This window comes from Dermacoccus sp. PE3 (genome assembly GCF_001021715.1).
In the GTDB taxonomy this organism is placed as follows: Bacteria; Actinomycetota; Actinomycetes; order Actinomycetales; family Dermatophilaceae; genus Dermacoccus; species Dermacoccus abyssi.
In genome coordinates, this window is the sequence record NZ_LDCM01000001.1 from 946,075 (window position 1) to 972,940 (window position 26,866).

25 protein-coding genes and 3 pseudogenes are annotated in these 26,866 nt (G+C 67.6%); 17 read left to right on the forward strand and 11 right to left on the reverse strand.

Features of this window, described 5'->3' with window-relative positions:
- Positions 1-146: 146 nt before the first annotated feature.
- The 4 genes from dnaB to AA983_RS15970 all read left to right on the forward strand — a co-directional run bounded on the left by dnaB (position 147) and on the right by AA983_RS15970 (position 4,128).
- On the forward strand, positions 147-1,532 hold the full coding sequence (gene dnaB, locus AA983_RS04540) for a replicative DNA helicase (protein WP_082128679.1): 1,386 nt from the start codon (positions 147-149) through the stop codon (positions 1,530-1,532).
- Between the two features lie 222 nt (positions 1,533-1,754).
- On the forward strand, positions 1,755-2,498 hold the full coding sequence (locus tag AA983_RS04545) for a TnsA-like heteromeric transposase endonuclease subunit (RefSeq protein ID WP_197078938.1): 744 nt from the start codon (positions 1,755-1,757) through the stop codon (positions 2,496-2,498).
- Entirely contained in the window at positions 2,495-3,859 is a 1,365-nt protein-coding gene (locus tag AA983_RS14675; protein WP_129665793.1) for a hypothetical protein, read from the forward strand. The genes AA983_RS04545 and AA983_RS14675 overlap by 4 nt, the downstream gene beginning before the upstream one ends.
- A 29-nt stretch (positions 3,860-3,888) precedes the next feature.
- Positions 3,889-4,128: a hypothetical protein gene (locus AA983_RS15970; protein ID WP_197078939.1), complete on the forward strand. Its 240-nt coding sequence runs from the start codon at positions 3,889-3,891 to the stop codon at positions 4,126-4,128.
- On the opposite strand, the pseudogene AA983_RS04555 reads toward AA983_RS15970, so the two are convergent.
- Positions 4,115-4,426 (reverse strand): annotated as a pseudogene (locus AA983_RS04555) (IS3 family transposase); the annotation flags it as partial. The gene AA983_RS15970 and the pseudogene AA983_RS04555 overlap by 14 nt on opposite strands.
- A gap of 69 nt (positions 4,427-4,495) precedes the next feature.
- Between AA983_RS04555 and AA983_RS04560 the strand changes: the two are divergent.
- Positions 4,496-4,861 carry an ethanolamine ammonia-lyase light chain EutC gene (locus tag AA983_RS04560; protein WP_052946860.1) on the forward strand — a complete coding sequence of 122 codons (366 nt, stop codon included), beginning with the start codon at positions 4,496-4,498 and terminating at the stop codon, positions 4,859-4,861.
- A gap of 328 nt (positions 4,862-5,189) precedes the next feature.
- On the opposite strand, the gene AA983_RS04565 is transcribed toward AA983_RS04560, so the two are convergent.
- The 4 genes from AA983_RS04565 to AA983_RS04580 form a co-directional block, all read right to left on the reverse strand.
- Positions 5,190-6,194: an NADP-dependent oxidoreductase gene (locus AA983_RS04565; RefSeq protein WP_047310893.1), complete on the reverse strand. Its 1,005-nt coding sequence runs from the start codon at positions 6,192-6,194 to the stop codon at positions 5,190-5,192.
- A 27-nt stretch (positions 6,195-6,221) separates the two neighbouring features.
- On the reverse strand, positions 6,222-6,905 hold the full coding sequence (locus tag AA983_RS04570; protein WP_047310894.1) for a type 1 glutamine amidotransferase domain-containing protein: 684 nt from the start codon (positions 6,903-6,905) through the stop codon (positions 6,222-6,224).
- A 73-nt stretch (positions 6,906-6,978) separates the two neighbouring features.
- Positions 6,979-8,367 carry an NAD-dependent succinate-semialdehyde dehydrogenase gene (locus tag AA983_RS04575; RefSeq protein WP_047310895.1) on the reverse strand — a complete coding sequence of 463 codons (1,389 nt, stop codon included), beginning with the start codon at positions 8,365-8,367 and terminating at the stop codon, positions 6,979-6,981.
- A gap of 90 nt (positions 8,368-8,457) precedes the next feature.
- A complete protein-coding gene (locus AA983_RS04580; protein ID WP_047310896.1) occupies positions 8,458-8,886 on the reverse strand; it encodes an organic hydroperoxide resistance protein in 429 nt (142 codons plus the stop codon).
- Positions 8,887-9,000: 114 nt separating this feature from the next.
- On the opposite strand from AA983_RS04580, the gene AA983_RS04585 reads away from it, so the two are divergent.
- Together AA983_RS04585 and AA983_RS04590 are read left to right on the forward strand one after the other, a co-directional pair.
- A complete protein-coding gene (locus AA983_RS04585) occupies positions 9,001-9,432 on the forward strand; it encodes a MarR family winged helix-turn-helix transcriptional regulator (protein WP_047310897.1) in 432 nt (143 codons plus the stop codon).
- Between the two features lie 27 nt (positions 9,433-9,459).
- Positions 9,460-9,855 (forward strand): annotated as a pseudogene (locus AA983_RS04590) (hypothetical protein).
- A 347-nt stretch (positions 9,856-10,202) separates the two neighbouring features.
- On the opposite strand, the gene AA983_RS15975 reads toward AA983_RS04590, so the two are convergent.
- Together AA983_RS15975 and AA983_RS15980 are read right to left on the reverse strand one after the other, a co-directional pair.
- A complete protein-coding gene (locus AA983_RS15975; protein ID WP_225911270.1) occupies positions 10,203-10,370 on the reverse strand; it encodes a hypothetical protein in 168 nt (55 codons plus the stop codon).
- A gap of 10 nt (positions 10,371-10,380) precedes the next feature.
- On the reverse strand, positions 10,381-10,626 hold the full coding sequence (locus AA983_RS15980) for a hypothetical protein (RefSeq protein ID WP_369798747.1): 246 nt from the start codon (positions 10,624-10,626) through the stop codon (positions 10,381-10,383).
- Between the two features lie 43 nt (positions 10,627-10,669).
- On the opposite strand from AA983_RS15980, the gene AA983_RS04600 reads away from it, so the two are divergent.
- Together AA983_RS04600 and AA983_RS04605 are read left to right on the forward strand one after the other, a co-directional pair.
- Complete coding sequence (locus tag AA983_RS04600) at positions 10,670-11,692, forward strand: RCC1 domain-containing protein (protein ID WP_369798759.1); 1,023 nt, start codon at positions 10,670-10,672, stop codon at positions 11,690-11,692.
- Between the two features lie 243 nt (positions 11,693-11,935).
- Entirely contained in the window at positions 11,936-12,406 is a 471-nt protein-coding gene (locus tag AA983_RS04605; RefSeq protein WP_323132707.1) for a mismatch-specific DNA-glycosylase, read from the forward strand.
- A 70-nt stretch (positions 12,407-12,476) separates the two neighbouring features.
- Here the strand turns inward: AA983_RS04605 and AA983_RS04610 are convergent, their stop codons facing one another.
- On the reverse strand, positions 12,477-13,448 hold the full coding sequence (locus tag AA983_RS04610) for a DUF4268 domain-containing protein (RefSeq protein WP_047310899.1): 972 nt from the start codon (positions 13,446-13,448) through the stop codon (positions 12,477-12,479).
- A gap of 364 nt (positions 13,449-13,812) precedes the next feature.
- Here AA983_RS04610 and AA983_RS04615 point away from each other — a divergent pair, with 364 nt between their 5' ends.
- The 5 genes from AA983_RS04615 to AA983_RS04635 all read left to right on the forward strand — a co-directional run bounded on the left by AA983_RS04615 (position 13,813) and on the right by AA983_RS04635 (position 19,171).
- On the forward strand, positions 13,813-15,447 hold the full coding sequence (locus AA983_RS04615; RefSeq protein WP_231579539.1) for a nuclease-related domain-containing DEAD/DEAH box helicase: 1,635 nt from the start codon (positions 13,813-13,815) through the stop codon (positions 15,445-15,447).
- 106 nt (positions 15,448-15,553) lie between these two features.
- Complete coding sequence (locus AA983_RS04620; RefSeq protein ID WP_052946862.1) at positions 15,554-16,216, forward strand: HEAT repeat domain-containing protein; 663 nt, start codon at positions 15,554-15,556, stop codon at positions 16,214-16,216.
- A gap of 131 nt (positions 16,217-16,347) precedes the next feature.
- Positions 16,348-17,886, forward strand: a complete 1,539-nt coding sequence (putP, locus tag AA983_RS04625) for a sodium/proline symporter PutP (protein WP_047310901.1) — start codon at positions 16,348-16,350, stop codon at positions 17,884-17,886.
- A gap of 96 nt (positions 17,887-17,982) precedes the next feature.
- Positions 17,983-18,618, forward strand: coding sequence for a maleylpyruvate isomerase family mycothiol-dependent enzyme (locus AA983_RS04630; RefSeq protein ID WP_047310902.1), 636 nt, complete (start codon positions 17,983-17,985; stop codon positions 18,616-18,618).
- Between the two features lie 178 nt (positions 18,619-18,796).
- Positions 18,797-19,171, forward strand: a complete 375-nt coding sequence (locus AA983_RS04635; protein ID WP_047310903.1) for an ectoine synthase — start codon at positions 18,797-18,799, stop codon at positions 19,169-19,171.
- 97 nt (positions 19,172-19,268) lie between these two features.
- On the opposite strand, the gene AA983_RS04640 is transcribed toward AA983_RS04635, so the two are convergent.
- The gene (locus AA983_RS04640) at positions 19,269-19,700 is read right to left on the reverse strand and encodes a pyrimidine dimer DNA glycosylase/endonuclease V (RefSeq protein ID WP_047310904.1); all 432 of its coding nucleotides are present in this window, start codon (positions 19,698-19,700) and stop codon (positions 19,269-19,271) included.
- 40 nt (positions 19,701-19,740) lie between these two features.
- Positions 19,741-20,910 carry a magnesium and cobalt transport protein CorA gene (locus tag AA983_RS04645; protein WP_082128684.1) on the reverse strand — a complete coding sequence of 390 codons (1,170 nt, stop codon included), beginning with the start codon at positions 20,908-20,910 and terminating at the stop codon, positions 19,741-19,743.
- A gap of 114 nt (positions 20,911-21,024) precedes the next feature.
- Between AA983_RS04645 and AA983_RS04650 the strand changes: the two genes are divergently transcribed.
- Entirely contained in the window at positions 21,025-21,432 is a 408-nt protein-coding gene (locus AA983_RS04650; RefSeq protein WP_047310905.1) for a hypothetical protein, read from the forward strand.
- Positions 21,433-21,610: 178 nt separating this feature from the next.
- Positions 21,611-21,901 (forward strand): annotated as a pseudogene (locus tag AA983_RS04655) (3-hexulose-6-phosphate synthase); the annotation flags it as partial.
- Positions 21,902-22,435: 534 nt separating this feature from the next.
- On the opposite strand, the gene AA983_RS04660 reads toward AA983_RS04655, so the two are convergent.
- Positions 22,436-23,629 (reverse strand): alcohol dehydrogenase catalytic domain-containing protein, encoded by a 1,194-nt coding sequence (locus AA983_RS04660; protein WP_047311246.1) that lies wholly within the window; start codon positions 23,627-23,629, stop codon positions 22,436-22,438.
- Between the two features lie 226 nt (positions 23,630-23,855).
- Between AA983_RS04660 and AA983_RS04665 the strand changes: the two genes are divergently transcribed.
- Positions 23,856-26,534 (forward strand): excinuclease ABC subunit UvrA, encoded by a 2,679-nt coding sequence (locus AA983_RS04665; RefSeq protein ID WP_047310906.1) that lies wholly within the window; start codon positions 23,856-23,858, stop codon positions 26,532-26,534.
- The last annotated feature ends 332 nt before the right edge of the window (positions 26,535-26,866 follow it).

Genomic DNA, 26,866 nt, shown 5'->3' on the forward strand with positions numbered 1-26,866 from the left:
CGTTGCCCACAGGCCGGTTGGTGAACGGACGGGGTTGCTCCGTACGGTTGTCGGTGCTGAGTGAGATGGTGCCTTCTGTGCTGCTCGAGGTGGCACCGACGGGCAGTGCGACGCGGCGAGTTCGCGCCGGGATGAGGAGTGGCGGCATGGCCGAGTTGGAGCCGTACGAGGCGCCGCCGGAGTTCGACGCACCCGGCGACGCGATGCCGCCCGGCAAGCTGCCGCCGCAGGATCTGCAGGCCGAGCAGAGCGTCATCGGCGGCATGATGCTGAGCAAGGACGCCATCGCCGACGTCATTGCAGAGGTCAAGGGCGTCGACTTCTACCGTCCGGCGCACGAGGTCGTCTTCGACGCCATCACCGACCTGTACGGGCGCGGCGAGCCGGTGGACGCTATCACCGTCGCCGACGAGCTGACGAAGCGCGGCGAACTCGGGCGCATCGGTGGGCAGGCGTACCTGCACCAGCTCATCTCGAGCGTGCCGACGGCGGCGAACGCCGGGTACTACGCGCAGATCGTCGCGGAGCGAGCGGTGCTGCGTCGCCTCGTCGACGCGGGTACGCGCATCGTGCAGATGGGCTATGGCGATGACGGCGGGGATGTCGAGGACATCGTCAACGCGGCGCAGGCCGAGGTTTATGCGGTCGCCGACAAGCGTGGCGGCGAGGACTACGTCCAGCTCGGTGACGTGCTGGAGCTGACGGTCGACGAGATCGAGCAGATTCAGGGTGGCGGGCAGGCGGCCGGCATCCTCACGGGCTTCGCCGACTTCGACGAACTGACGAACGGTCTGCACGCGGGCCAGATGATCGTCATCGCGGCGCGACCGGCGATGGGTAAGTCCACGCTGGGCATGGATTTCATCCGCAACGCGGCCATCCAGCACGGGCACTGCGCGGCCTTCTTCTCCCTGGAAATGGGGCGCACGGAGATCACCATGCGCATCTTGGCCGCCGAGGCGGGCATCCAGATGCAGAACATGCGCAAGGGCACGATGACCGACGACGAGTGGGTCAAGATCGCCACGACGATGGGGCGCATCAACGAGGCGCCGCTGTTCATCGACGATTCGCCGAACATGTCGCTCATGGAGATTCGGGCGAAGGCGCGCCGCCTCAAGCAGCGGCACAACCTGAAGATCTTGGCGATCGATTACCTGCAGCTCATGAGTTCGGGCAAGCGCGTCGAGTCGCGTCAGCAGGAGGTGTCGGAGTTCTCACGTGCGCTCAAGCTGCTCGCGAAGGAGCTCGAGGTTCCGGTCATCGCGATTTCGCAGCTAAACCGTGGCCCGGAGCAGCGCACCGACAAGCGTCCACAGATGTCGGACCTGCGTGAATCGGGTTCGATCGAGCAGGACGCCGACATGGTCATCCTGCTCCACCGAGACGACTACTTCGACAAGGACTCGCAGCGCCCCGGCGAGGCCGACATCATCGTCGCCAAGCACCGTGCCGGCGCAACGAAGGACATCACCGTCGCCTTCCAGGGCCATTTGTCGCGCTTCAAGGACATGGGCGGCCAGAACTTCTGATCGTTGTCGAGACCGCCCCTACTTTGCACACAACTGCCCGCGTATGCAGCATACGGAGGCGACGGCGTGTCTACGGGATCAGGAGAGTGGTTGCATGATAAAGGCACCCCGCGTTGGGGGTGAGTGTGCTTAGTTCGTGTAGACGCAGTGAGGGCGTCCCGTTGCAGCGGGACGCCCTCGATGACAAAGACCTGCTTCGCGACGTTGAAGAGGAGTTCTGTCGTGTCCAGTGTAGGACTGTCGCTGGTGAGCCCGCTGGAAGGTTCACCGACGTGGAGGGTTATTGGGCCGGATGGCGTCCTGTCCGAGTGGGACTGGGCTTCCGGGGCGCCACCGGTGAGAGATCTCCTGCCGGTCCGCAAGGTGCGCTCCGCGGCGTTGTCCCGCCACATCCCGGTGCGGGCGCGCGTGTCTACGATCGGCGGCCCACTGCTGCTGGAGTCAGGTCTGGAGCACGAGCTGGTGACCTGGCTCGACCATCGTCGGGACGTGGAGTGGATCGTCGCGCAACCTGTTCGACTGACGTGGTCTGACGGGATCTCCCATTGCCCTGACATTCTTGCGGTCAATTCGTATGGACAGGTTCAGGTGTGGGACGCCCGCCCTGCGGCGCGCCAGGATGACGCATTCGATCTGAAGGCTGCTCGCACTGGGGCCGAGTGTGAGCGGGTGGGATGGTCATACTCGACCTTCGCCGGCCTGCCGGCGGTGGCTTCGTCCAATTTGCGGTGGATCGCCGGTGCGCGGCGAATCCCCGAGTGGTTGGAGGCGGCCAGGCCGGCCCTGATGGAGTTGTTCACTGCGGGCCCTCGGCCGCTCAGGGACGTGCTGGCCAGTGATGACGGACGAGGATTTCGGACCCGGGCGTTCTGGCACCTGGTGTGGACCGGGGACCTCGTGATGGAGCTGGACGAGTTGTGGGACGAGGACACTCTCGTGGTGGCCCGCGGTGGGGCGGAAGCATGAACGGCGGGGTGCGTGTAGACCTGGTTGCGGGTTCAAGTGTTCTGCTGCCCAAGGGTGTTCGCGTGGTGGTGTCGGTGAATCCGACCGGAGTGGTCGTGAAGGACTTCTCCGGCGACGCCACGACGCTTTTGTGGGCTGACCTGCAGACAGCTCGCAGGGTTGCGGATGGACGCGTAGACGCGGTGGCACTTCCGGTGGCCTCCTTGCTGGCCGGCCTGAGCAAACCTGCGAGGGATGCGGCGCTTGACCGGCTGGAGGTGGTGCAGACCATCTTGACGGGATACGCCAACGGACATCCTGCTCTCGCCCGGGAAGGGGAACCGTTCTCGGCGTTCGACCCCAAGGGAGGCTTCAGCGAACGTGCAAGGTGCCTGTCCATGGCCGCTCTCTTGGAGTCGGAGGCTGCGATCAACCGTCGCGCGCAGCGCGCCCGCGAGGACCGCGAACGCCGCCCGTACGAGTCGATCGGCGGCACCGCGTTACGCACGATCCAGGCGTGGGTCCAGGCCTACAACGATCCCGTCAACGGCGGTGTCCTCGCCCTGATCGATGGACGGAGCAAGAAGTCTCACAAGGACTTCGCCAGCCTTGACCCCGAATTGATGCGAGTCGCCGACGAGGTCCTGTCGGCCATGGACGGGACCCAGTCTCTGCTTGAGATCAACGAACTGTACCGGCGCACCCGACTGGCGCTGAATTGCGAAGGTCTGCACGACGTCCACGTTCCCGAAGCAACTCTGCGGGCCTACCTGTCTCGTGGCCTGAACCAGCGCGGACGGACGACGCGTAGGCAGACGACGACGCGCCTGCGCGGGGCCATGGCCGTCACGTCGTACCCGGCCTTGCGGCCTGGGCAGGTGGTGGCGGTGGACGTGACCCGAGCCGACAACTTCGTGGTGGACCCGTGGACCGGCGAGGCGATCTCGGTGGAGATCATGACGGCGCTGGACGTGAGCTCCCGGGTGGCTCTCGCCCTGAGGGTGGTCCCACGAAGCGCGACGTCCATAGAAGCCGGGCTCCTGCTGTACGACGTGCTGCGCCCGTTCAGCCAGGCCGTCAGCAAGGACCGCGCAGATGACTGGCGGTGGGCCGGCGCGCCGGAGTTCTTCGGCCCCATCAGCAATGCGGTTGTCAAGGCCGAGGAGTTGTCCGTGCGCCCGTTGATCGGGGAGCACGTGATCCCAGGCGTCCTGCCCGAGGCGATCAGAGCCGATCACGGCAGCATCTTCACCAGCCGGCACTTCATGATGGTGTGCGATCGTCTGGACATCCACCTCCTCCTGGCTGCATTTGGCGCGCACTGCGCACAACGCGAAGGCTTCACTGTTTCGGGCGCCGGCCGACAGCCTGGCCTGACATGATGGGGCAAAACGACCCGAAAGGTCCGACGATGCGATCTCTCACCGTCCGCCGCGCGCTCGCCGTAGTGGCCGCTGCGTTATGTGCGGCCGTGCCGGCTGCATCTAGCGCCTCCCCTTCCGGGGAGAATGGGTGGCTTTCTGCCGGGCGGGCGCACACGTGCCTGGTAACCGACGGTGGCGGTGTCGAGTGCTGGGGCGACAACTCCGACGGTCAGCTCGGTGACGGAACGAGAACGAGCTCTAATGTCCCCGTCAGCGTGCAGGGGTGAGCTTCGTCGTCTCGGCTCTCAGCTGGGCGTTCTCCGCCTCCAGCCGTGCCACGCGCTGCTCGAGCGGCTCATCAGGATTCGATGTGGAAGCCGTCGGCGCGGACCGCAACGGGCTGTCTGTCAGCGTGCCGTCAGCCGCCGTTTTCTTCCCGGTCCCGTGAGTCTCCAGCCACTGCCGCAGCGTTCCCCGGACGATCCCGAGGTCCTCCGCGATACCGCGGGGCGTCGCTCCCGGAGTCGACTCATACAGGTCGACCGCCTGCCGGCGGAACTCCTCGGAGTAGTTCTTTCTGGCCATGGTTCATAATATCGCTTCCCCAGCCAATGCTGGAATCAGCGTGTCCACGAACAAGGGTCAGGCCCCAGCGTGGCCACGCCGGTGTTGGCCACGCAGGCGCGCGTGGCGCTCGGCGACCAGGTTGGCGAGCAGTTGGGCGTCGAGACGATGCTCGTCGTCATCGGCGAGCGTCCGGGCCTCAGCGCCGTCAACAGTCTGGGCATCTACATCACCCACCAGCCACGCCCCGGACGCCACGACGCGGAGCGCAACTGCATCAGCAACGTGCGGCCGCCGAGGGGCGTCGGCTACCAGCAGGCCGCCGTCACCACGCTGAGGCTGGTGCGCCGCATGCGGGAGCTCGGCCGTTCAGGCGTCGACGTGAAGGACGTCGCGGAGCCAGCCCCCCTCACCAACCGACCAGCACCGGTGGTCCAGGCGAACAGTTCGCTGTAGGGTGACCGCGCTGATGAGGATGACGTCGCGGCCGTTGTGGCGCCGTGCAGGTGGGTCGAACTCGCCGTGGTCTCCGCCTCGGCCGGGATGGCAGGAAGCGCAGGGGCTTGCACCAGGCGTTGCGAGAGGTTGTGGAGCAATGCGTCCAGTCTACCGGGGGGCAGCGGCCATTCGAGACGACCCCCTGCCTGGCGGCCACCAGGCCTCGGGGCGCACCGGGGGGACCTCCGCAGGATCGTGGGCATGCCAACGCCCAGCCCATTCGGAGGTCCCCCCGGTCAACTGTCCGTGGTGATGTCACCGCGGACGAAGGCAGCCGATGACCTGCTCAGAGGTTCACGATCATCTTGCCGGTGTTGGCACCGTCCAGCAGATCGATGAAGGCCTGTGGGGCGGCGTCGAGACCGTCACGGGCGGTCTCGTCCCAGTGGATGGAGCCGTCGGCGATCCAACGGCCCATGTCCCGCTCGAAGTCCGCCCTCGCCTGCTCGGCGTACTTGGCGATCACGAACCCACGCAGCGTGAGCCGCTTGCCGATGGCCAGCGCCAGGTTGTGCGGGGCGGAGGCCGGCTCGGTGGAGTTGTACTGGCTGATGGCCCCGCACATCGCCACCCGGCCATCGGTGCGCAGGTTCGCGATCGCGGCCTCCAGGTGGTCACCGCCGACGTTGTCGAAGTACACGTCGATGCCCTCCGGGGCGGCCTTCGCGAGCTGCTCGGTCACGTCGCCGTCGTGGTAGTTGAAGGCAGCATCGAAGCCGAGCTCCTCCAGACGGGCGATCTTCTCGGGGGTGCCAGCCGAGCCGATCACCCGGGAAGCGCCCTTGAGCTTGGCAATCTGTCCGACGGCCGAGCCGACTGCTCCCGCCGCGCCGGAGACGAAGACGGCATCGCCCTCACGCATCTCGCCGGCCAGCAGCAAACCCGCGTAGGCGGTCAGGCCGGGCATGCCCAGTACGCCCAGGTAGGCGCTGTCCGGCACGCCCCGGGCTGTCAACGGTCGCACCGCATCACCGGCCAGGATGGCGTGTTCCCGCCACCCGAGGCCGTGGGTCACCTTGGTGCCCACGGGCAACTGCTCCACCCGTGACTCGATCACCGTGCCGACGGCGCCGCCGTCCAGCGGCTGGTCGATCTGGAAGGGGGGCACGTAGGACTCGACGTCGTTCATGCGGCCGCGCATGTACGGGTCCACCGACATGATGGTGTTGCGGACGAGGACCAGACCGTCATCGAGATCGGGCAGGTCGACCTCGACGGTGCGGAAATTGTCAAGGGTGGGCTTCCCGTCGGGGCGGGAGGCGAGGTGGATCTCGCGGGTGTGTGTGGTCATCCCTGTACTCCTGTGGGTGGGTGGTGGTCAGTGGGTCAGCAGGTCGAGGAGGCGGCGGGCGGCATCAGCCGACGAGGCCGGATTCTGCCCGGTGACCAGCGTGCCGTCCGTGACGACGTAGCTGTCACCGTCGGGGCCCTTGCTGTAGCGGGCGCCCGCTTCCCTGAGGGAGTCCTCGACCAGGAACGGGACGATGTCGGTCAGCCCGGCGGCCTCCTCCTCGCCATTGGTGAAGCCAGTCACCGAACGGTCGGTGATGAACGACGTCCCGTCCTGCTTCTTGATGGCATGCAGCACGCCGGGGGCGTGGCAGACCAGGCCCAGCGGCCTGCCGGCGGCGCCGCTGTCGAGGATGATCTGCTGCGAGGTGGGATCCTCCACGAGGTCCCACAGCGGGCCGTGGCCGCCCGGGTAGAAGACCGCGTCGAACTGACTCACGTCAACCTCCGACAAAGGGGTGCTGGTCGTCAGGGCAGCCTTGGCCGCGTCGTCGGCCTCGAATCGACGGGTGGAGTCGGTCTGCATCTGCGGCAGCGTGCTGGTCGGGTCGACCGGCGGTCGCCCGCCCTTCGGCGAGGCCAGGGTGATGTCGTGTCCGGCATCGCGGAACACGTAGTAGGGAGCGGCGAACTCCTCGAGCCAAAAACCGGTCCTACGGTCGGTGTCACCGAGTTGGTCGTGGGATGTGAGGATCATCAGGATGCGGGACATGGCATCTTCCTTTCGATGTCTCGTGGAGTGGTTCCATGGTCAGGGGTGGCTGTGCCCCGGGTTGGGGCGGGGTTCACTGCTCAGGACCCACGGGGTCGGAAACGCGGACCAGACGCTTGTTGACGAACTCGTCGACGCCGTAGTCGCCCAGTTCCCGGCCGAAGCCAGAGCGGCCGACGCCGCCGAAGGGCAGTCCGGCGAGGCTGGTGCCGTGCTCGTTGACGTAGGCCATGCCCACGTCGAGGCGGCGGGCGGTGGCCTCGGCGAGTTCGAGGTCGTCGGACCACACCGAGCCGCTCAGTCCGAAGTCGGTCTCGTTGGCCAGGGCAACGGCCTCGTCCACGTCCGCGGCGCGGCACACGACCGCGACCGGTCCGAACAGCTCCTCCGACCAGGCCCGCATGTCGCGGGTCACGTCGGTCAGTACGGTCGCCTCCATGAAGGCGCCGGCACCCTCGCGCGGGTAGCCGCCGACGAGGACGTGGGCGCCGTGGCCCACGGCATCGTCGACAAGCTCCATCAGCTCGTCGCGGGCATCGGTGCTCGACATGGGGCCCACGTCGGTGGCCCCATCCTGGGGGTCCCCGACGACCGCTGCGGAGAAGGCAGCCGACAGCTTGTCGCCGAAGGTGTCGTAGAACTCGTCGAGCACGATCATCCGCTTGGGCGAGTTGCAGGCCTGGCCGGCGTTGCTCAACCGCGCCCGGGCGGCGGTGCTCGCCACCGCGTCGATGTCACCACCGAGGACGATCAACGGGTCGGAACCTCCGAGCTCCAGCACCACCTTCTTGAGGTGCTTGCCGGCTGCGGCGGCGACCGAGGCCCCCGCGCCCTCACTCCCGGTGAGGGAGACACCGCGCACGCGCGGGTCGGCGATGATGTCCTCGATCTGGGAGCTGTCCACGAGGAGCGTCTGGTGGACTCCCTTCGGCAGACCGGCCTGGTCGAGGAGCTTTTCCACCTCGAGGGCGGAAGCAGCGCAGATCGAGGCCGGCTTCAGCAGCAGCGTGTTGCCGAGCAGCAGGTTGGGTGCGATGAACCGGGCGATCTGGTAGTAGGGGAAGTTCCACGGCATCACGCCCAGCAGGACGCCCAGGGGCTGCTTCTCCACGCGGGAGGAGTTCGCCCCCTGGTCCGGCAGGACCTCGTCGGCCATCAGCTCGTCGGCGCGCTGGGCGTAGTAGTCGAAGATCTGGGCGACCAGCTGCGCCTCGGCGATGCCCTGGGAGACGGGCTTTCCCATCTCGGAGGCCGCGATTCCGGCGAGCTCCTCCGCCCTCTGCTCGAACAGGTGCGCGGTCCGGGCCAGCACACCGGCGCGCTCCTCGACGCTCGTGCGCCGCCAGGAGGTGAAGGCCTCCTCGGCGGTGTCGATGGCCGTGCCCACCTCGCGTGGGTCGAGGGAGTCCCAGCTGCGGACGACCTTGCCTGTCGAGGGGTTCTGTGTGCGGTAGGTGGTCATGGTTGCCCCCGTTGTGTCGATGGGTTGGGGCGGTGCAGGTGGCGCGGTGGGTGGGGCCCAACGCGTTGGTGTCGCGGCGAGGCGGGAGGGTCAGTCGTCGACGACGACGACGTCGACGCGGATGTTGCCGCGGGTGGCGTTCGAGTAGGGGCACACCTGGTGGGCTTGGTTGGCCAGCTGCTGCGCCTCGTCGTCGGGCAGGTCGGGGATGACGACCTCAAGGGTGACTGCCAGGCCGAACCCCTCACCGGCCTTGCCGATGCTCACCTGGGCACCCACCGACGAATCGCCGAGATCCTTGTTCGCGTGGCGGGCCACCATCTGCAGGGCGGAGTGGAAGCAGGCGGCGTAACCGGCGGCGAACAACTGTTCGGGGTTGGCGCCCTCACCGCTGCCGCCCATCTCCCGCGGGATGGCCAGGTCGAACGAGAGCCGGCCGTCGGCGGTCTGGACGTGGCCGTTGCGGCCTGCGCCGGTGGCGATGGCCTCGGTGGTGTAGACGGGCTCGATCTCGATCATGGTGCCTCCTGGGCGGCGTCTGTGCGAGGCCTCTCCTGCCTCGCGATTGCAGAGACAACATAGCGCACAAGTGGATTGCGCACAATCAGATTGTGTCTGAGGTAGGATTGGGGTGTGAGTGACCAGATCCCCGACCTCGACCACCAGCTCTGCTTCTCCCTGTACAGGGCCAGCAGGGCGGTGACGCGCGCCTACCGGCCACTGCTCGAGGACATCGGCCTCACCTATCCCCAATACCTCGTCATGCTCGTCCTGTGGCACGCTGACAAGCCCGTCGGTGTCAATGACATCGGAGCTCGGCTGCACCTCGACAGCGGCACCCTGACCCCCCTGCTGCGACGGCTGGAGCAGGCTGGTCTCGTCACCCGGTCGTGGAGTGGCAACGATGAACGGCGCCGCCTGATCAGCCTGACCCAGGAGGGGAGTTCGCTGCGGTGCAGGGCAACCGGAGTTCCCGCACAGATGCTCGCGCTCTACCCGGGCCCACCAGAAAAGCTCGTCCAGGTGAAGGCATTCCTGGACGACCTGTCCACCCAACTCGAGTGACAACCACCATCCAGGAGGATCATTTCCATGCCCACCACACACCGCTCCCAAGAACTCGCACGAATCGCGCTCGGAGCGTTCATGGTCTACGACGGCGTCTCCCACCTGAGCTTCAAGCGCCAGGAGTTCCAGGCACAGGTGCCCGACTGATTCCCCGGTGACAAGGATTCCGTGGTCATCGGCTCCGGCGTCGCCGAAGTCTTGGCCGGCAGCGCGATGCTGGCGCTGCCGCGTCATCGCATGCTGACCGGTGGTGCCCTGGCTGGGTTCTATGCCGCGGTCTTCCCCGGCAACATCGACCAGTATGCGGCGCGGCGAGACGGTTTTGGCCTCGACACCGATGGCAAGCGACTCGCGCGGTTGTTCGGCCAGCCCGCCCTGATCGCCGCGGCGCTGTGGTCGGCCGGCCTGCCCCGGTCGTAGCAGAAGGCCGACCCCGGGCCCCACGCCCAGGGGCCGGGCGCAACCGGTCGGCATCGCGACGTGGAGGTGCACGCGCAGCGCACCTCCTGTCAGGACGGGGAGGTCTCGACCATGGCCGTCACGCCCAGCACACCGTGCTGGGCGTGGACGACACGCAGGTGTGGAGAAGGAGGTCGAACGCGACGGGTGGCACCTCCCGGGCCCTGCGGAACCGGCTTCGCGGCCTTGACCGTCCAACCCGGGAGGCACGCTGGAGTGCCAGCCCTGGCATGCAGGCCGGCACCCCGTCGGAGCGCGACGGTGCCACCGGCCGCCATGAGCCCTGTCACGGCGGTCGGGCCCCGGTCTCAGCAGAAGTCGGACTTGCGGATCAGGCCGTGCACGCCGGTGGTCTTGTCGACGAACTGGCTGACGTAGAAGTCGCTGGCCGCCGACAGGTAGGCGTAGGCGACAGCGCGGGGGATGCCCACGTCGACCTGCAGGTGGTCGAGCGCATTGATGACCGCCCTGCGCATCGCCCCACGTTCAGGTCGGTGTCGTCGCCGCCGACCAGGCCGTCAGGGTCACTGAGGCCGATCGGGATCCACGCGTCGCGGGTCTCGCCGAAGGGGTGGTTGGAAGGCGACCGACGGGGCATCCCCAGACCCCTTCTTGCAGACCGACAGGCGGAAGGTGCCGCGCAGGGAACCCTCCATCGCAGTGAGTGCCCTCGCCCGGGCCCATCGCGTGGTGCGGGTCGCCGACGTAGAACAGGGCGCCCTCGGCCGCCACGGGCAGGTAGAAGGTGCTGTCCAGCCCGAGGTGGCGGATGTCGATGTTGCCGCCACCGAGGGGTGGGAGGGACGGAGTGCGCGGACGGGTCGTTCAGCGTGGTCGCCTCCGAGCGGGCGACGCCCATCATCCCGAAGAACAGCTTGCTGGCGGTGTACTCGCGCTTGCGACCGGCCTTGGCCATTCCTGTGCCCTCTTGCGTCACGGGAGCATCGAATGCTGGGGCTGGAACTCGACGGGGCAGTTGGGCAATGGGGCGACCATGGACTCCCTTGCGCCGGTGAATGTGGAGGGCATCGACGGCAAGGTCACCGCAATCACGGCTGGCTACAACCACACCTGTGCCCTCACGCGCGACGGTGGCGCGTGGTGCTGGGGATGGAATATGCAGGGGCAGCTAGGTGACGGAACGAGCACCAACTCAAGCACACCTGTTCACGTCCAGCTTCCCGGCAAGGTTAAGTCGCTGCGCGCGAGCGGCAACCAGACGTGCGCCGTTGCGCGCGACGGCGTGGGCTGGTGCTGGGGCGACAACTCGTATGGGCAGCTGGGCGACGGCACGCTCGTCAACGCAAACACGCCCCAGCGCGTAAGCACCACGAGCAGGCTGACCAGCATCAGCCCGGGTGGCAATTCCACTTGCGCGGTGACGGCTCGGGGTGGCGTCGAGTGCTGGGGGTGGAACTTGGGTGGCAGCTTGGGGTCTGGAAGCAGCGCGCAGTACCTCACCGCCCCCATGGCGGTCGTCGGGCTAGGGACCGGCATCTCCGAGGTATCGACCGGAGGCGATCACGCCTGCGCACTCGCCAATAGCGGCGACGTCTGGTGCTGGGGCGTCAACTTCAACGGTCAAACCGGCGGGGCTACGCCAATCGACGTGACTCCCACGCAGATCAGGGGGCTCCCCACCCCAACCGCGAGCATTGCCCTAGGAGACACGCACTCCTGTGCCGCCACCAAGGAGAAGAACGTGTTCTGCTGGGGGGCCAACCAGGTCGGTCAACTCGGAAATGGAAAACTCGACAACACCGCTGTTCCAGTGGCGGTTGTGCAGGCCGGGCACTAGCCGGCGGTTGGCGCCCACGAGGCCGCGACCCGGTTGGGTTCTCGGCAGGTCTTCAATGCGGCGGCGCGTCACGCGCTGTCGCTCGCGGGGCCTCGCCTACCGCGACTGGTCTGGCCCGAGGGCTCCGTCATCTCGAAATCGTGGGCCGATGAAGAGCGGGGGGGCGGGATCGTGCCAGGAGAACACCGTCGCGATGGCGTCAATGAGCCTGCCCTCGCTGACATATTGGGCCCCGGACTCAGCGTGGTGTTTGTGGGTACCGCGGTCGGGACCGCATCTGCCGAGCGAGGCCACTACTACGCGGGGAGGGGAAACCGGTTCTGGCAGCTACTTCACGAAGCAAAACTCACGCCCAGGCTCCTAGCACCGGAGGAGGATGCCTCCCTGTTTGACTTCGGGATCGGCATCACGGACCTAGTCAAGGGCGTTGCCCAGAGCCACGATCGCGGACTGGACTTCAGCGGGGCTGCGGGGGTGGCGGCTCACCTGGTGGCAGCCTGCCCACGCTGGGTGGCGTTCAACGGTTTGACCGCGGGGCGGGAGGCAGCACGCATACTCCGTTACGGCGGCTCCGTTGCTCTTGGCGAACAACCATGGACCCTCGGCACGAGCAGGGTCTTCGTGCTACCGAACAGCAGCGGTGCCTACGCGAGCATGCCGTACGCCGAAAAGTTGCGCTGGTGGACGGCCTTGGCGGCCCTGGTGGCAGTTTGAGACGCGGCTGTGGCCGCGATGCCGCGGAGTGGCTGACCCTGCGCCCATGGCGCCGAGCCCCGACGATGATTCAGAGGGAGGGCACATTCTCAAGCCGCTTCTTGGCTGCCTGGGTTGCAGCGCGGAAGCGTGAGAAGGTGTCAACAAACCATTGGGCCATGGCGGGGTATTGGCTGTGGTCGAAAATGTCCCATCCGGGGTCCGACGTGACTTGGATCCGGCAGCTTTTGCGCTCAGGGAGGGGGAGGAACTCGAGGCTGCCGCCGAAGTCGTTCTCGATCTGGGAGCGTTGTGTGCTGTAGTCGCTGAACTGGCGTGCGTTGAGTTCGGCGTCGGCGGATCCGAAGTAAAGTTCGACGCGGAGTACCCCATCCGCGTATACGAAGTGGTACCAAGCGGACGACATGCCGAAGGGCAGGGTCATCCAGTTGACCGGCTGGGCCGCCCGGGCGCGTGTCCACGAGCGGTCCTTGGTAGTTACCGTTTGCAACACGGTCGCCCAAAGAGCCTCGTACGCGAGAGAGCGCCCAGTGGCGCTGGAAGCTTCTTTCGCTCCCTGGACTCGTTTGGTCCAGTCGTTGGGTTTGACCACCAAGCGAGATTGGGGCGCAGGGGTGGACTCGCCGATGCGGACGGCGGCTATCTCGACACCGAAGAAGCGGATCTCCTCGATCGTGTTCTCGTTGAGCCAGTCCAAGGCGGCGCGGTGCTCGTCGCGGAAAGACGCTGCGCACCACACTATGGTCTTGGCCTTGGTGCCGCCGGCATACGTAAGCAACTGGCCTAGGTGCGTATGGTCAGTTTGTTCGAGTTGGTTCTCGATGATGACCTGCTCCCCGGTCTGCATGTCTCTGCCGATCAGGTCGAGCGCGAACCCACCGACTCGGTACTCCGCCTCGTCCAGCTCGAGGTCCATTCCGAGGACGTCGGCGAGCACGTCGGCGTTCTGGAGCAGCCACTGAGTGAACTGGTGGGCTTCGTGCTTCCACACCTCACGCAGCGGTACGACCGTAAAGCGCCCGAGCGCCGGAAGTTCACTCACCGTCGTAGCCTAGCCCGGACGAGGGTGCCTAGTCGCCGGTCTCCCCAACCCTGAGCGAGCGACCAGAGTCGTCGCTGCCCCCCCGTGACGACTACTTTGCACAGTCGCCCGCCGCCCGCCGATCTGCGCAGAGTAGTCCCGCTGATCGCGTGCAGACTTGGTCGCATCTCGACATCGGGTCGGCTGAATGACCGTGAAAAGGTCAGGTTGTGCGTGATATTTCGTCCACAACCTGACCTTTCGGCGTCAGCCAACCCATCGACCGGTTCGGCGTGAACTCCGCCCACTGCGTCAACCCGTCGGTGAGACTGGTTGTCAGGGCGCGCCGTGCCGGGCGTCCACCCCGACGATGCCTGAGGTGACGATGACGAAGCCGACGTTCACCACCGAATCCGAACGCCACGTCTGGCAGACGTTGACCGATGCGATGCCGCCCGACTGGCAGGTCGTCGCCAACGTGCGCCTCATGACGGAGCGGCGCGACCACGAGGTCGATCTCGTCGTCCTCATCCCAGACGCGGGCATCGTCGTTGCCGAAGTCAAGGGCGGCAGCGTCTACTACGAGGACGGTGGCTGGTGGCTCACCTCCGGTGGGCAGACACGCAGCATCGATCCCATGGGCCAGGTCTCCGACGGCCTCTACGAACTGCGGCGCTATGTCGAGGAGGACCCGCGGTGGTCCGGCGGCCGCGTGCGCTGGACGAAGGCGCTCATCGCTCCGTACACCGACTTCGCCGACGACTTCGCCGCCCCTGAGAGCCCGCGCTGGGCCGTCCACGGCCGCCGAGACATGGACGACCTCCCCGCTCGGCTCGAAGCAGCCGCGCGCAAGGGCGACCTGGCCGTGCCGAGCGCGGCGCAGTGTGACCTCCTCCGCGAGATCCTCGCGGGACGCAGCCTTCCCGTGCGTGACGTCGTCGCCCTCGCCGCCGAACACGAAGCGCGGGCCGAACGCCTCACCGCCGAGCAGGCCACTCTGCTCAAGGTGACGCGCCTGCTCAACCGCGTCGAAGTTCGGGGTGGTGCCGGTAGTGGCAAGACCGTGCTCGCCCTCGCCCAGGCGCGCGAACTCGCGCGCGGCAGTGCGGAATCGCCCGCGCAGCGCGTCGCCCTCGTCTGTTACTCGATCGGCCTCGCCGCCCACTTCAAGCGGCTCACTGAGACCTGGCCGCGACACCAGCGTCCCGCGTTCGTCGGCACCTTCGAGGAGCTGGGACGCTACTGCGGCATCGACGAGTTCGGCGCTCGCGACAACCCCGACTTCTGGGAGCGCGAGCTGCCGGAGCAGATCGCCGCAAAGGCCGCCGAGTTGCCCGACGGTAAGAGGTTCGACTCCTTCGTCGTCGACGAGGCGCAGGACTTCGCCGACCTGTGGTGGCAGCCCGTCGTCGCGCTCCTACGCGACCCCGACCAGGGCGGCCTCTACGTCTACTCCGACGAGAACCAGCGGGTCTTCGATCGCTTCGGTCGCCCGCCGATGGCGCTCGTGCCGCTCGTTCTCGACCGCAACCTACGCAACACCAAACAGATCGCCGAGGCGTTCCGTCCCCTCGCGCCGGCGCGCATGTACGCCGGCGGCGACTCCGGGCCCGACGTGGAACTCGTCCGGTGTACGTCGGACGAGGCGATCAATGCCGCGGACGACGTCGTCGACAGCCTCTTCGAGGACGGTTGGGAGGCGACCGACATCGCGTTGCTCACCACCGGTCGGCGCCACCCCGTCCAGGTCGAACAGCAGGAATCGCTCGGCCAGGAAGGGTATTGGCGTTCGTTCTGGGACGGCGACGACGTCTTCTACGGCCACGTGCTCGGCTGCAAGGGGCTCGAGCGTCGCGTCGTCATCCTGTGCGTCAACGAGAAGGTCGGCCAGGAACGCGCCCGCGAACGCCTTTACGTCGGCATGTCACGTGCAACGGAGCAGCTCATCGTCGTCGGCGACCCGGACGTCATCGCCGAGATCGGCGGCCCAGGCGTCGCGGCGCGGCTCGGGTGCGGCTGATTGATCGCGAAAGTGTCAGGTTGTGCGTGATATTTCGTGCACAACCTGACGTTTCCGCGTCACTCGCCGGTGGGATCGTCGGCCGCGTTCGTGTCTACTGGGTCGCGTGAGTTCAGCCGAAGAGCACGATTACGCCGCCAGCATCGCCCGCGCGCTCGAGTCGCAGGACGAGTCGCTGCGACTGCGCGCAGCCCTCGCGGCGGGCACCCACCCGCACCCGAGCCTCGTCGAGCCCCTCGTGCGCCGGTGCGGAGTCGAACCCGACTTCTTCGTCCGCGAGAACCTCTCCTGGGCGCTCACGCGCCTGCCGGCCGACGACGTCCTGCCGCGCCTGCAGCGCGAACTCACGTCGAAGAACCTCTTCGCGCGCACCCAGGCCGTCCACACCCTTTCGAAGATCGGCGACCGCCGTGCCTGGCCGTGGATCACCGCCGACCTCCTCCACGACCCCGACGACGACCTCGCCCGCACCGCCTGGCGCGCCGCGGCTGCCCTCGTGCCCGACGACGAGGTGAGCGCCCTCGCCGGCGAGCTCGTCAAGGAACTCGGCCGCGGTGACGACGGCGTCCGCATGGCCCTGAGCGTCGCGTTGCTCGGCCTCGGCGAGCCTGCCGTCACGCCCGTTCAAGCCGCCATGAAAAGCCCTGAGTCCGCCGTCGCGGAGCACGCCCGCGCCACGGAACTGATGCGCACGCGCCCCGACCTCGCCTTCGCCGGGGCCCTCGAGGAGGCCAAACGCATCATCGCCATGGGCGGCGCGACGGGCTGACTCACCCCTCGAGGCACACGGTCACCCAACGGGCTTATAACGATTCGCCCTTTCGGGCGTGTGAAGTGTGATCTGCGCCACGACGCCTGGTTCTCTGGTGAGAGTTCGTTTCTGCCTCATGAGAGATCCCCATGGACACCACGTACAAAATCATCGCGCTGACGATCTATTTCGGCGCGATGCTGGCCATCGGCCTGTTCGCCTTCCGCCGCACCAACGACGGTGACGACTACATGCTCGGCGGCCGTCGCCTCGGGCCGTTCACCGCGGCCATGTCCGCCGGAGCCTCGGACATGTCCGGCTGGCTCCTCATGGGCCTGCCGGGCGCGCTCTACATGAGCGGCCTCGTCGAGTCGTGGATCGCCATCGGCCTGCTCATCGGTGCGGCCGTCAACTGGCTGTTCATCGCCCCGCGCCTTCGTGAGTACACGGCTCTGGCGAAGAACTCCATCACCATCCCGAGCTTCTTCGAGAATCGTGTGGACGACCGTAGCCGCGCCCTGCGCGTCGCCGCGGGCCTCGTCACGCTCGTTTTCTTCACGTTCTACGTGGCTTCCGGCATGGTTGCCGGCGGCACGTACTTCGAGTCGACGTTCGGTGGCAACTACATGCTCGGCATGTTCCTCGTCGCCGGCGTGACGCTCGCGTACACCCTGTTCGGCGGCTTCCTCGGCGCCACCTACACCGACATGGTGCAGGGCCTCATCATGCTCGCGTCGCTCATCCTCGTTCCGCTCATCGCGATGTTCGCTGTCGGGGGCCCGGGCGAGATGTTCGACACCGTCAGCCAGATCAAGCCCGAGTTCACCTCCCTGACGGCGTCCGCCACCTTCATCGGTGTCGTCTCGTCGCTCGCGTGGGGCCTCGGCTACTTCGGTCAGCCGCACATCATCGTGCGCTTCATGGCGCTGCGCAGCTCGAAGGACGCCAAGGTCGGCACCGTCATCGGTATCGGCTGGATGCTCCTGTGCGTCCTCGGCGCGATCTTCACGGCGCTCGCGGGCCTCGCATACTTCCAGAAGCACAAGGACGCGCACCTCACCGACACGAAGAAGGGTGAAACCGTCTTCCTCGACCTCGCCCAGCAGGTGTTCCACCCGGCCGTCGCGGGCTTCCTGCTCGCCGCCGTGCTCGCCGCCATCATGTCGACGATCTCGAGCCAGCTCGTCGTCACGAGTTCCGCGCTCGTCGAGGACCTTGCCGGCATCCGTCAGAGCCGTCCGATGACGGCGAACCAGCAGCTGTGGGCCGGTCGCGCCGGCGTCGGCATCGTTGCCGTCGTCGCGATGCTGCTCGCGATGCAGCGCAACGACTCGATCCTCGAGCTCGTCGCGTTCGCGTGGGCCGGCTTCGGTTCGGCGTTCGGTCCTCTCGTTCTGCTGTCGCTGTTCTGGCGCCGCCTCAATCGTCAGGGCGCCCTCGCGGGCCTTGTGACGGGTGCGGTCGTCTCCTTCGTCTGGGGCAAGTTCGAGCTCGACACCAAGTGGGGCCTGTTCGGCGACCAGCACCTCTACGAGATGGTGCCGGGCTTCCTCCTCGGCCTGCTCGCGGCCATCGTCGTCTCGCTCGTGACGCCGGCGCCGTCCAAGGAGGTCACCGACACCTACGACGAGATGCTGCGTCTGCACCGCTCGCCGCGTACGGACGAGGAACTGGCCGCCAAGGCCTGACCCGTTCCGTTACGAATCGATCGGCGCGCAACCTGCATCGGGTTGCGCGCCGATCGGCGTCAACGGGGATGCGGAGTCAGCCGGTAGGTTGCTCGCATGAGTGACATCTGGAGTCGTGTCCATGACGAGCGTCGGGCGCTCATCGCCGACCTCGCAGGTCTGCCCGCGCAGGCCTGGGAGCAGCCGTCGCTCGCGGCCGGGTGGACGATCCACGACGTGGCGGCTCACCTCGTCGACAATGCGAAGACGACCCCGCTGCGGCTGGTCGTCGCCATGGTCAAGGCGCGGTTCGACTTCGACCGGCAGAACGCGAACGGCGTCGCTGCTGCGAAGGGTTCGTCGCCGGAGGAGACGCACCAGAGGTTGCGTGACGTCGCCTCCCGGCGTTCCGGTCCGCCCGCGCCGAAGGCGAGCCGCCTCGTCGAGGAGATCGCGCACGGAGAGGACATCCGACGCCCTTTGGGTATCGAGCGTGACTATCCCGTCGCGTCCGTTCTCGACGCGCTGGACTGTCAACTGCATACCCCGCAGCGCTTCGACGGGGCCAAGGAGTTGTTGGGTGACGTTCGGCCCGTCGCCACGGACGCAGACTTCTCCGCTGGCGACGGGCCGGTCGTCGAAGGCTCTGCGCTCGACCTGCTCATGGTGGCGACGGGCCGGGCACCTCGCACGGAGGGGTTGAGTGGTGCGGGTGTTGCGCGCCTCGTGGAGTTGGGCCGCGCGACAGCCTGACGAAGGCGAAGGGGCATCATGCCAAACGCCAACCAATATTGCTAATCGGCTGGGGTTCTGCCGCCGAGCTTGGCATGGTGGAACGCGAGCACGAACTTTCACCGGCCCTGCCAGCGCGCCGAAGCGGCTTGCGCGAGAGCTTGATTTCCTGCGGGGCTGACGACCCGAGGAGGAATGAATGTTCACGCGCTCCATGGAAGAAGTCGAAGCCGTCGAGTGGGGAAGTGGCACGAGCCACCGCCTCGTCACCGAGGACGACAAGATGGGCTACGCGATCGCCCGCACCCTCGTGCGTGCAGGCACCGAGTCGAAGCTCGAGTACCGCAACCACCTCGAATCCTGTTACTGCATCTCGGGTTCGGGCAACGTCGAGGACACGAACGGCAACGTCTACGAGATCACGCCGGGCACGGTCTATGTCCTCGACAACCACGACCCGCACTACCTGCGGGCCTCCGAGCACGAGGACATGGAACTGCTCAGCATCTTCAACCCGCCGATCACCGGCAACGAGAAGCACACGCTCAGCCCTGACGGGTTCAGCTCCTACTGATCGGAGCCAGCGGTCGTCGGACTCGGCGTTCGCTGACGAGGGCGAGCACCTCACCGACGCGCAGCCGCGCGGGTGCGGTGCTCGTTCTCGTTCGGCGTCAGCGAACTTCCCAGGGCTCGACGTCGCCGGGCACGACGTCGAACAGCGGGTGCGGTTTTGGGCGCGCGGTGACGACGACCGCCTCGAACCACTCCGGGTCGCGAGTCTCGACCTTCGCGCGCAGGTGCTGCCACTCGTAGTCGAGTTGGCCAGCGGTGACGCTCAGGCGGAGGCCCTCATCGGCGGGGCGTGACACGCGGGAACGGTCGAACGAATAGCCGCGGGCATCGGCGTCGTCGGCGAGGGCGTGCAGGTAGGTCGCGATGGCGACGAGCGGGTCGTCGGTCGCCCGAAACCGTTGCAGCTGCGGGTGATGCGTGTATCCGCGCGTTCCACCGGCGAGCACCTTCTGCGCGAGCAGCGCCTCGCGCCAACCGGCCACGAGCGCGCGACGATCGAGCTGGGAGGGGTGCAGGCTCCACAGGCGCACGGCTACTCCTGCCGCCAGGTGAGCCGCGGCGACGCGGGCGTCACAGCCAGTCCTTGCGCTTGAACATGAGCCACATGACGGTCGAAACGGTCGCCATGAGCAGCAGCGCGAACGGGTAGCCGAAGAACCAATGGAGTTCTGGCATCTTGTCGAAGTTCATGCCGTAGATGCCGGCGACGATCGTCGGTGCGAAGAGGATGGCGGCCCATGACGAGGCCTTCTTCACTTCGTCGGCCTGCGTGTTGGCCACCTCGGCGAGCCGCTTCATGTCGTCGTTCTGCACCTGCGCGACGAGGATCGCGTTGAGCTGCAGGATCTCCGAGAGCGATTGGCGGAAGCCGTCGGAACGTTCGATGACGCTCGTGACGTGGTCGTGGACGTCACGCATGAGCGCGATGATCTCGGGGTCGGTGCCGTACTGCTCTGCGCCGCGCTCGAGGCCGGCAAGCACGCGGTGCAGCGGCTTCACGGCGCGCTGCAGCTCCATGACCTCCTGCGAGAGCTCATAGATGCGGCGCGACACGTTGGGATCGGACTCGAAAACCTGTGTCTCGATCTCGTCGATGTCGTTCTCGAGCCCGGAGAGCACCGGCGCGTAACCGTCGACCACGAAGTCGAGCAGGCCGTAGAGAATCGCCTGCGGGCCGGCCGCGAGAAGGTGCCGGTTCTTCTCGAAGCGCTGACGCACGGCACCGAGCTCGGGCTGCGCGGTGTGGCGGACGGTGATGACGAAGTCGGGCCCGATGAAGGCGTGCACCTCGCCGAACTTCACGGTTTCCGACGTGTCGTCGTAGGTGGCGGGGCGCAGGACGACGAAGAGGGCGCCGCCGTAGCGTTCCGCCTTCGGCCGCTGGTGCGCGACGATCGCGTCCTCGACGGCGAGAGGGTGCAGGTCGAAGATCTCCGCGACGGTCTGGACCTGGCGTGCGGTGGGGTGCGTCATGCCGATCCAGGCGACGGGGTTGCCGCGCCGGTCGGGCTTGCGCAGATGCTCGAAGGTCTCGCGGATCGAGGCCGGCTCCGCGAGCGTGTAGCCGTCGTCGTAGATGGTGCTCTGCACGATCGTCGACTCAGGCGGACGCTCGTCCTCGTCACGTACGGGTTCGAAGGGCGTGTTGTCGCGTTCGGTGCGCAGGGGCGTGCCGGTCTGCTCCGTGCGCAGGACGGCGAGCGGCCCCGCGGTGATCGGCTTTCCTCGCCAAGTGGGCATGAGGTGAATCGTAGTGCGCGCCCAACGTTCGAGTTCTCGGCGCTGCGCGTCGTCGGTGGCGCGGAAGGCGGGGTGGGTACCCTCGGCGCAATCGGAACTACGCGAGGAGTGGGTGTGGGTCAGGTCGTCGATTTCGTCGAGGTGTCGACCGAGGGGCTCGAGTCGTCGCCCGTCGCCGAGGCACTCGCGGGGCTGCGCGCCAACGAGGCGCGCTACTTCAACACGAAGTACAAGACGACGTTCGTCGTCGAGAAGGCCTCTGACGCAACAGAACTGCTGGAATGGGTGACGCGCATCCTCAAGGAGGAGCGCGACATCGTCATCGCGTCGCCCGCGCTCGAGGTGAGTGAGAACGACGTCGACGGCATCACGTGGGTGCACGTGTTCTACGAGTCGGGTCTGTCGATCAACGTGCTCTACACGCGTGAGGACGGCGGAAAGCGCGCCGTCGGGTTCAAGCTCAGCCAGGGCATGGAGGTGCCCGAGGAGCTCTCGAGCTTCAAGTTCGCGCGCCAGAAGTAGAAGCTGGCCGGCGAGATCCGCGGGTCGTACTTCGTCATCAAGGGCGAGTACTGATCCCAGCTGTCTACGTTTGCTGCGGTTGGTGACGTTCCGCCGTCACCAACCGCAGCAAACGTAGACACTCACCGCACGTCAGTGCTTCGTCTTGCCTCCGCTCGAGAGGACGAACTGCTGCTGGGGCGTGTCCGACAAGGCCGCACGGGCCCGAGAGGTCGTCGCCCTCGGCGCCGTCTTCGTGGAGATGCACGCCGGCCACGATGAGCAGGCGGAGGACGGCTACAGCCTCGACGCCCTGCTCGCCGCCGGCGCGGCCGCCGGAGTTTCGTTCTCCGTCGCCGGCGGCGTCAGCGCGGACTCCGTCGAGGCCGTCCAGCGGGCGGGAGCAGACGTGGCCGTCGCGGGCAGCGCCATCTACGGCGCATCGGACGTCGCCGGCGCTGCCGCCGCCATCCGCTCCGCCATCAGGTGACCACCGCCCACCGCATCCCGTGGTGAGGGGCAGGTGACGGCACGCCCGGACCCTTTCCCCTCCCACCGGGTGCGGTGGACGCAGAAGCGCTCGATCCGCGTCATGGCGATCGTGACGTGCCGGGCGGCGCCGCGGCGCATCCCAACGGCCCCGCCGTGGGCGATGTCGCTGCGGTCCCCTCGGACCTTCTCCGCGCCGGACCCGTGGTGGAGCGGCGCTCGTCCGCGTGACACCCCCGCTGGAGCTGCCCGCCAGGACCGGCGCCGGTGACACCGGTCCCTCCGCGACGTGCGCGAGCCGACGGCCCTGGCACCAGTGATCGTCCACCCTCGCCCCGCGATGCGATCCGAATCGGGGGGTGAGGGGCGTCAGGAGCGTTGCAGCGACCTGCCCCCGTCTCCCCCGATCACACCCCCTACGCACTCGTCACCGCCGCTGAAGCTCCGGCATGCTGGCCCCACCGGCGCCAGGCCCGCCCCGGGCATCGTCCAGGACGGGATCGGCGAAGGATCCGTGCACAGAGCCGGCCCGGGATCAGGCGGGGATCATGCCGTGGGGATCGATGATGAACTTCTCCGAGACACCGGTATCGAACTTCGCGTAGGCGTCGGGGGCCTCGTCGAGGCTGATGACCTTGGTGTTGAGCATGTCGCTGAGGTAGGGCATGCGGTCCCACAGGATCGACATCATCAGCTCACGGTTGTAGTGCATGATCGGGGCCTGGCCGCCGGAGATCCGAGGCGACTTGATCCACGCCTTGCCGAAGTCGAGCGGGTAGGTGCCCTCCTGCTCGGCCTTGGACGAGGCCAGCGGGTCGGGGCCGTAGACGCCGACGATGCCGGTGGCACCGCCTGCGCGGGTGGCGTCCATGACCTGGTTGATGGCGTGTGCGGGGCTCATGTCCTTGGCCTCACTGCCGATCCCGTGGGCTTCGTTGCCGACGTAGTCGACGGCGCAGTCCACCATGGGTTCGCCGAGGATGGCCTCGATCTGATCGGTCAGCGGCACGTCCTGGTTGAGGTCGATGGTCTCGCAGCCGTTGTTCTTCATCAGGTCCAGCCGGTCCTGGTGGTAGTCACCGACGATGATGCAGGAAGCGCCCAGGAGGCGGGCTGCTGCGGCGCCACAGCGTCCCACAGGTCCGGCGCCGGCGATGTAGACGGTCGAGCCGGGCTTCGCCCCGGCCTCCATGAGGCCGTGGAACGCGGTGGGCAGGATGTCCGAGAGCAGGGCGAGGTCACGGATCTTCTCCATGGCCTGGTCCTTGTCCGGGAAGCGGAGCAGCTGGAAGTCGGCGTAGGGGACGAACAGGTACTCCGCCTGCCCACCCTGGAAGTCGCCCAGGTTGAACCCGTAGGCGCCGCAGGACACGTCGGGGTTCACGGTCTCGCACACCTCGGTGTGGCGGGCACGACAGTTGCGGCATCGGCCGCAGGCGACGTTGAAGGGAACCGAGACCAGGTCGCCCTCGGAGAGGAATTCGACGTCGGAGCCGATCTCAACGACCTCGCCGGTCATCTCGTGCCCCATCACCATGCCCTGGGGTACGGGGAAGGAACCGCGGTAGATGTGCAGGTCGGAGCCGCAGATGTTGGTGGCGACGATCTTGAGGATGACGCCGTGCGGGGCGCTCCTCCCGTTCGGCATCTCGAGCTTCGGGAAGTCGAGGGTCTCGACGCGCATGTCCTTGACGTTCTGGAACACGACGGCGCGGTTGCTGCTTGCCATGACGATCTCCTCCAGTTGGGGATGGCCCGGTCGCGGAAGTGCCACGGTCATATGGATGCCCGTCGTCCGCGACCTCGGCTCGTTTCGAGCATAGGACAAGGCGGAGCCCCGTGCTCCACCCTGGCGCCTGCCCCCGCTGCGGCGACAGGCGCCACGGGCAGGTGGGCCGTGGAGGACGGGGCCGTGCTCCGACCGATGGGTGGAACGCGTTGCTAGTGTCGCCGGCATGGTCGAAGCACGCAGGTCCTCGTCGTCGGACTCCTCACCCGTTCAGCCCGACGTGCTGGTGCTCGGCGCACGCGAGCACAACCTCCAGGACATCGACCTCACGGTGCCCCGCGACGCTCTGGTGGTGTTCACCGGGGTCTCCGGCTCGGGGAAGTCGTCTCTGGCGTTCGGAACCCTGTTCGCGGAGTCCCAGCGCCGTTATCTCGAGTCCGTCGCCCCCTACGCCCGTCGCCTCATCGACCAGGCAGGCGTCCCGGACGTCGATTCCATCACGGGCATGCCGCCGGCCGTCGCTCTTCAGCAGCAGCGCGGGGGCCGCAGCGCGCGGTCCTCAGTAGGCAGCATCACCACGCTCTCGTCACTGGTGCGCATGCTCTACTCCCGGGCCGGCCACTACCCCGATGACCAGCCGATGCTCTACGCCGAGGACTTCTCCGCCAACACCGTGCAGGGCGCATGCCCGGAGTGCCACGGCATCGGCCGGGTGTACGAGGTCACCGAGGACACGATGGTGCCGGACCCCTCACTGACGATCCGCGAGCGGGCCATCGCCTCCTGGCCGACGGCCTGGCACGGTCATCAGCTGCGCGATGTGCTCGTCGCGCTCGGCTACGACGTCGATGTGCCCTGGAAGGACCTGCCGAAGGAGGATCGGGACTGGATCCTCTACACGGACGAGACGCCGTACGTCCCGGTCCACTCGCGGCTCACGCTCTCCGAGGCGCAGGCCGCGACCGCGGCAGGCGTGGAACCGAGCTACTCGGGCACCTTCGTCGGAGCTCGTCGGTACGTCCTGGACACGTTCGCGAACACCAAGAGCGGATCGATGAAACGGCGCGTGGCGCAGTTCCTCACGGTTGCTCCCTGCCCTGCCTGCCATGGGAAGCGGCTGAAGCCGGAGGCCCTGTCCGTGACGTTCGACGGCCTCGACATCGCCGATCTCTCCGCTCTGCCCCTCGCGGAGCTCTCGACGCTGATCGACCGGGCGGTCGAACGGGCCACCAGCGCTCTCGACAGGGCCGATTCGGCGGGCAGCACCGGTGGCCGGGCTGCCCGACGCGACGCCGGGCAGCGGGCCGACTCCGCGGGATCAGCGCCCGCGGCCGCCGACGGCGTGATCCCGGCGCCTGACCGCTCGGTCGAGAAGCTGGCAGCGACAGCGCGATTGGGCGCGGAACTCGTCAACAGACTGCGGCCGATCATCGATCTCGGTCTGGGGTACCTGTCCTTGGACCGCACCACACCCACGCTCTCCGGCGGGGAGCTGCAGCGACTGCGACTCGCGACCCAGCTGACCTCCGAGCTGTTCGGTGTGGTCTATGTGCTCGATGAGCCGTCCGCTGGGCTTCATCCGCAGGACGTCAGCGCGCTGCTCGGCATCCTCGACGGGCTCAAGCGCCGGGGCAACAGCCTTTTCGTGGTGGAGCATTCGGTGGACGTGATGCGGCACGCCGACTGGCTGGTCGACATCGGGCCCGGCGCGGGTGAGCGCGGCGGCCGCGTCGTCTACAGCGGGCCCTACGAAGGGCTCGCCGAGGTGGAGGAGTCCGTCACCCGCGGATACGTCTTCGGGGGCAGCGGCCTGCCCCACCGGACGCCTCGCGAGCCGCAGGGATGGCTGAAGCTCGAGCACGTCACGCGCAACAACCTGCGCGACGTGTCGATCTCCTTCCCGCTCGGGGTGTTCACCGCCGTCACCGGAGTGTCGGGATCAGGCAAGTCCAGCCTGGTCAGCCAGGCCCTCCCCGCGCTGCTCGACGAACGGCAGGGACGAGCTGACCAGGCGGAGGACGCTGACGCCGCCGAAGGGGACGAGCTCCTGCTGTCGGACGAGCCCGACGAGCTCGAGGGAGAGATCCGCGGCGACGTCGACGGGGTGCGCCGCGTCGTGAGCATCGACCAGAAGCCCATCGGGCGCACCCCGCGCTCGAACGTCGCCACCTACACGGGCCTGTTCGACCACGTGCGGCGGAGGTTCGCGGAGACGCCCGAGGCTCGCGCTCGCGGGTACAAAGCGGGCACGTTCTCCTTCAACGTCACCGGCGGTCGCTGCCCGACCTGCAAGGGCGAGGGATCCGTCATGGTGGAGCTGCTCTTCCTCCCCTCGATCTACACCGAGTGCCCCGACTGCCACGGCACCCGCTACCAGTCCGGCACGTTGGAGATCGCCTGGCGCGGCCGCAACATCGCGGAGATCCTCGCCATGAGCGTCGAGGAGGCCCACGACTTCTTCCACGGCGAGTTCGACATCATGCGGTCGCTCGCGGCGCTGGTCGACGTCGGCCTCGGGTATCTCCGTCTCGGACAGCCGGCCACCGAGTTGTCCGGAGGTGAGGCGCAGCGGGTGAAGCTCGCCTCCGAGCTCCAACGATCCCAGCGCGGGGACACCCTCTACGTCCTCGACGAGCCGACGTCCGGGCTGCACAGCGCCGATTCCGATCGGCTCGTGACGCATCTCCAGGCCCTCGTGGACGCAGGCAACACCGTCGTCGCGGTCGAGCTCGACATGCGCATCGTCGCCGTGGCGGACCACGTCATCGACCTCGGGCCCGGGGCGGGGGACGATGGCGGCACGGTGGTCGCCTCAGGCACGCCTGCGCAGGTCGCCTCGTCCGGAGCAGGTGCGTCGGCACCGTACCTTGAGGCCGCGCTCCGGGAGGCCGCCTCCCGGACGTGAGCGTCGGACGGCTGCGACGGGGTCGATGACCTCGTCGCAGGGAGCGCATCGGACGAACAGGCTGCGTCGCCTGATCGGCGACCCTCGAACGACGCAGAACGGACGTCCTGCGGCGTCGTCGACGTCCTCGTGCCCCGACGTCCCGGCGTCCCGGATGAGATGGCCACGGGCGCCCCGTCGCTGACGTACGAGGTCTAGACTGGCTGACGGGCCAGACGCTCACATTCGGCCAGGCCCCGGTGAAGAAGCCCCACCGTCGATGGCGGAACGCCAGCGACGACCTCCGGGCCGAAGGTTCTTCTCCGTCCCCCACCACCCGGCCCGAGAATCGG

What these genes read in the sequence shown, in the direction of transcription:
- AA983_RS04600 (WP_369798759.1), top strand. Translation starts at nt 10,670, where the DNA reads ATGTTGCCGCCACCGAGGGGTGGGAGGGACGGAGTGCGCGGACGGGTC.
- AA983_RS04565 (WP_047310893.1), bottom strand. Translation starts at nt 6,194, where the DNA reads ATGACCACACACACCCGCGAGATCCACCTCGCCTCCCGCCCCGACGGG.
- AA983_RS04615 (WP_231579539.1), top strand. Translation starts at nt 13,813, where the DNA reads ATGACGAAGCCGACGTTCACCACCGAATCCGAACGCCACGTCTGGCAG.
- AA983_RS04660 (WP_047311246.1), bottom strand. Translation starts at nt 23,629, where the DNA reads ATGGCAAGCAGCAACCGCGCCGTCGTGTTCCAGAACGTCAAGGACATG.
- AA983_RS15975 (WP_225911270.1), bottom strand. Translation starts at nt 10,370, where the DNA reads ATGCGCAGGGCGGTCATCAATGCGCTCGACCACCTGCAGGTCGACGTG.
- AA983_RS04665 (WP_047310906.1), top strand. Translation starts at nt 23,856, where the DNA reads ATGGTCGAAGCACGCAGGTCCTCGTCGTCGGACTCCTCACCCGTTCAG.
- AA983_RS04580 (WP_047310896.1), bottom strand. Translation starts at nt 8,886, where the DNA reads ATGATCGAGATCGAGCCCGTCTACACCACCGAGGCCATCGCCACCGGC.
- AA983_RS04635 (WP_047310903.1), top strand. Translation starts at nt 18,797, where the DNA reads ATGTTCACGCGCTCCATGGAAGAAGTCGAAGCCGTCGAGTGGGGAAGT.
- AA983_RS14675 (WP_129665793.1), top strand. Translation starts at nt 2,495, where the DNA reads ATGAACGGCGGGGTGCGTGTAGACCTGGTTGCGGGTTCAAGTGTTCTG.
- AA983_RS04570 (WP_047310894.1), bottom strand. Translation starts at nt 6,905, where the DNA reads ATGTCCCGCATCCTGATGATCCTCACATCCCACGACCAACTCGGTGAC.
- AA983_RS04575 (WP_047310895.1), bottom strand. Translation starts at nt 8,367, where the DNA reads ATGACCACCTACCGCACACAGAACCCCTCGACAGGCAAGGTCGTCCGC.
- dnaB (WP_082128679.1), top strand. Translation starts at nt 147, where the DNA reads ATGGCCGAGTTGGAGCCGTACGAGGCGCCGCCGGAGTTCGACGCACCC.
- AA983_RS04630 (WP_047310902.1), top strand. Translation starts at nt 17,983, where the DNA reads ATGAGTGACATCTGGAGTCGTGTCCATGACGAGCGTCGGGCGCTCATC.
- AA983_RS15970 (WP_197078939.1), top strand. Translation starts at nt 3,889, where the DNA reads ATGCGATCTCTCACCGTCCGCCGCGCGCTCGCCGTAGTGGCCGCTGCG.
- AA983_RS04645 (WP_082128684.1), bottom strand. Translation starts at nt 20,910, where the DNA reads ATGCCCACTTGGCGAGGAAAGCCGATCACCGCGGGGCCGCTCGCCGTC.
- putP (WP_047310901.1), top strand. Translation starts at nt 16,348, where the DNA reads ATGGACACCACGTACAAAATCATCGCGCTGACGATCTATTTCGGCGCG.